This window comes from Roseateles sp., from assembly GCF_036404855.1.
Classification (GTDB): domain Bacteria; phylum Pseudomonadota; class Gammaproteobacteria; order Burkholderiales; family Burkholderiaceae_C; genus Pelomonas.
Genome location: NZ_DASWYS010000150.1, coordinates 1 through 3,437, shown reverse-complemented (window position 1 = coordinate 3,437; position 3,437 = coordinate 1). Strand labels below are relative to the sequence as shown.

The following is a 3,437-nucleotide window of genomic DNA, read 5'->3' as shown; positions in this document are numbered from 1 at the left end:
CCGGCGCTGGTGGTGCCGGTCGAGTTCTGACGCGAGATCGTCGAGTGCCATGACCGGCCATTCGCCACGACGGCGGGCGAAGTCCTGCGCCTGCGCCAGCAGGCAGGAGAGGGCGGTCAGCTTGGCCTGGCCGCGCGACAGGGTCTCCCGCTGAGGCAGGGTGGAGTAGTCGATGCGCCAGTCCGCCCGGTGTGGCCCGACCGTCGTGTAGCCGGCGGCACGGTCCCGGTCGCGGGACAGCAGCAACGCATCCGCCAGTGAAAGCTCATGACGCCGCCATCCCGGCTGGAATTGGAGAGTGGCAGCCCCGAGCGACGGGGCAAGTTCACGGACCACATCAGCCAGATCGCCCTGGAGCGCGTCCAGATAGCGTTGGCGGTGGCTGGTCAGGGGCTCACCGGCCTCCGCAAGTTCGTGGTCCCACGCATCCAGCTGAGCACCCGCAATGCCCGCCTTGAGCAGGCTGTTCCGTTGTTTCAACGCGCGCGCATACCGCCGCCACAAGGGGAGAAAGCCCCCTTCACGACCCTGTTCCACGTGGAACAAGCCCCAATCCATGAATCGGCGGCGCGGTTCGCCCCCGCCAGTCACCAGCGCGTGGCTGCCAGGCTCGAAGCTGACGACGGCCAAGGCGGCACAGAGATCCCCCAACTGCCCGACGTTCTCGCCATCCAGCCTGCCCGTCCATGCTTGGCCACTGTGCCGCAAGCCTGCTCGGCGATGCCGTCCCTGGCTCGATTCTCGCCACTCGACGAAGACCTCGACCGCCTCTGCGCCCGTCCGCACCAGCCCGTCCCGCACACGGCCCCGGAAACTCCGGCCATACGCCATCAGATGCAGGGCCTCCAGCAGGCTGGTCTTGCCGGCCCCGTTGTCACCGGTGATCAAGTTGAGCCCGGCTTCCGGTATCAGGAAAACCTGCGGAAAACGCCGCAGCCCGCTGGCTTCCAGTCGGGTTACCTGCATGGGAGACGCCTCGCGCAGGACAGGGGGCGCGGGCTGTCATGGACCGGGGCGGGAAAAGGGCAGGTAAGCAGCAGCGTCATGGATCAAATTCTAGCGTGTGAGGTGTCCCGGGCCATGGCCGCCTGATTCTCGTGGAGCCCAAACGACATCGCCCGGCTTGAGCCGGGCGATGCATCGTGTTCCACGTGGAACAGACAGGTCAGAGACGCAGCGGCATCACAACGTGCCGGGACTTCTCGCTGCTGGCTTCGCGGACCAGGGCGGAGGAGTTGGCGTCGCGCAGCTGCAGGACGATGTGCTCGTCGCGCAGGGCGGACAGCGCATCCAGCAGGTAGTTCACGTTGAAGCCGATCGCCAGGCCGTCGACCTTGGTCTCGGCCTCGATCTCTTCCTGTGCCTCTTCCTGCTCGGGATTGTGGGCGCTGATCTTCAACTGGCCCGGCGAAACTTCCACGCGGACGCCGCGGTACTTCTCGTTCGACAGGATCGCGGCACGCTGTAGCGCCGCCCGCAGCACTTCACGATCCAGCTGCACTTCGCGATCGGCACCGATCGGAATCACCGCCGCGTAATCCGGGAAACGGCCGTCGATCAGTTTGGAGGTGAAAGTGACATCGTCGCGCTTCACCCGGATGTGGCTTCGGCCGACTTCCAGCTCCAGCGCGCGGTCGCCGCCTTCCAGCAGGCGCTGCAGCTCGGTCACGCCCTTGCGCGGCACGATGATCTGCCGCTTGCCGACGGGTGCGCCTTCCAGCTGCGACTCGCACATCGCCAGACGGTGGCCGTCGGTCGCCACGCAACGCAGGGTGCGCTCACTCAGGTCGAACAGCAGGCCGTTGAGGTAGTAGCGCACGTCCTGCTGGGCCATGGCGAACGAGGTGCGCTCGATCAGTTCCTTCAGCGTTGCTTCCGGCACTTCGATGCGCTCGGTGGCCTCGACCTCGTCCACCGACGGGAAATCGTTGGCGGGCAGCGTGGCCAACGTGAAACGGCTGCGGCCGGCCTGCACGGTGACCTTGTCGCCCGTCTGGCTGACGGTGACTTTGCTGCCATCGGGCAGGGCGCGAATGATGTCGAACAGCTTGCGGGCAGGAATCGTCGTCTCACCGTCCTGCGCGTCGTCGACCGCGACACGCGAAATCATCTCGACTTCCAGGTCCGTGCCCGTCAGCGAGAGCTGACCGTTCTGCACCTGCACCAGGAAATTCGCCAGGACCGGCAGCGTCTGCCGGCGTTCGACCACGTTGACCACCTGGGCCAAGGGTTTGAGGAAAGCTTCGCGCTGCAGACTGAAACGCATGAGTGTTGGAGCCCCTTCGCTTTGGATTTTTAAGACTAAAAGCTTAAAAGCTGGTGGTGGTGGTAGGCCTGAAAAGCCGGGAAAACCTACCTAACCCCATGAATTCGTTTTGTTTTTTCTTCTTCCAACCCGGTGGACAGGGTCGGCTGTAGCTGTGCTGGATCCTGTGGACAACTTTGAGGGCTGAAAACACGCACATCTTATCCACAGATCGTGCGCCCGGTTGCCCACGATGTTATGCGTTGCCCTTCCCCAAACGCTTGCCTACAGTGCGCTCCGGGTTGGGCAGCGCGGTTCTGCTGGCGACATGAGATGGCGCTGCGATCACCTGCGAACCCTACTGGTCCGGTACATGATCACCGCAGGCACGGCGCGATGAGAACTGCGCGCACCGCACCATCACATGCCTTGCCTGGAGAGGTGAAACACCGTCCGGCGACTCGCGGATAGCTCGGCCCGATACGGTCGGTCGGCTTACTCGCTGAGTTTCCGGATCAGCTTGTCCCAGTCCTCACGCAGCTTGCCGTCCGTCTCCATGAGGGTGCGGATCTGTCGGCAGGCGTGCAGCACGGTCGTGTGGTCACGGCCGGCAAACGCGTCGCCGATTTCAGGCAGGCTGTGTTCGGTCAGTTCCTTGGCCAAGGCCATCGCTACCTGTCGCGGGCGCGCGAGTGAACGCGTGCGCCGCTTGGACAGCAGGTCCTTGATTTGCAGACCATAGTAGTCTGCCACGGTCTTCTGGATATTGGGGATGCTGATGGCCTGCTGCTGCGCGCGCAGCAGGTCGCGCAGGGTCTCCTGCGCGAACTCGGTGGTGATGGCGCGTCCGGTGAAGTTGGCGCGTGCGGCCAGCGTGTTGAGCGCGCCTTCCAGGTCGCGCACGTTGCTGCGCATCTTCTTGGCCAGCAGGAACGCGACATCGTCGGGGATCTGCGCACCTCGCTCGTGCGCCTTGGCCAACACGATCGCCGCGCGCGTCTCGAAGTCCGGCGGATCGATCGCCACGCTCAGGCCCCAAGCCAGGCGCGACTTCAGCCGCGGCTCCAGGCCTTCCACTTCGCGCGGATAGCGGTCGCAGGTCAGGATGATCTGCTGGCGGCCGTCGAACAGCGCGTTGAAGGTATGGAAGAACTCCTCCTGCGTGCGGTCCTTGCCGGCGAAGAACTGGATG

Annotated in this window: 3 protein-coding genes; all 3 read right to left on the bottom strand. The window is 64.7% G+C overall.

Features of this window, described 5'->3' with window-relative positions; translation table 11 throughout:
- Window positions 1–966, bottom strand: a 966-nt coding sequence (gene recF / locus VGF12_RS09910; protein WP_331175868.1) for a DNA replication/repair protein RecF, incomplete at its 3' end; no start/stop codon positions are given.
- 199 nt (window positions 967–1,165) lie between these two features.
- A complete protein-coding gene (dnaN, locus tag VGF12_RS09905) occupies window positions 1,166–2,266 on the bottom strand; it encodes a DNA polymerase III subunit beta (RefSeq protein WP_213602240.1) in 1,101 nt (366 codons plus the stop codon).
- Between the two features lie 474 nt (window positions 2,267–2,740).
- A partial coding sequence (locus VGF12_RS09900) for a chromosomal replication initiator protein DnaA (protein WP_331175867.1) occupies window positions 2,741–3,437 on the bottom strand: 697 nt, incomplete at its 5' end.